This window comes from Methylophaga sp. UBA2513 (assembly GCF_002341285.1).
In the GTDB taxonomy this organism is placed as follows: domain Bacteria; phylum Pseudomonadota; class Gammaproteobacteria; order Nitrosococcales; family Methylophagaceae; genus Methylophaga; species Methylophaga marina.
The window spans coordinates 329,441-329,719 of record NZ_DDNT01000021.1 but is presented as its reverse complement, the minus strand read 5'-3'; the positions used below and the strand labels follow the sequence as shown (position 1 = coordinate 329,719).

1 pseudogene is annotated in these 279 nt (G+C 43.4%); it reads left to right on the top strand.

Features of this window, described 5'->3' with window-relative positions:
* Positions 1-37: 37 nt before the first annotated feature.
* Positions 38-279: pseudogene (locus B3V56_RS14115) on the top strand (signal protein); the annotation flags it as partial.

The following is a 279-nucleotide window of genomic DNA, read 5'->3' as shown; positions in this document are numbered from 1 at the left end:
AGAGTTTGGATTGTCGGAATCTGTGGACCGTTGCATTGTGAACAAAGTCCTACTCAAAATGGAGCAAGATCGTATTAGCTGTCCTGTCAGTATCAACCTGACGATGGACTCAATTGATTCAGCCAGTTTCCATAAATGGCTGGAATCTCGTATCGAGCAGTCCGTTATTTCTGCTGAGTTACTGACTTTTTCTGTCTCGGCCTATGCCGCCACTAAAAACCTCAAAGCCTTTACTAACTTCAGTCGTTTTGTGAAGTCATTGGGCGCAAATAGTCTTAT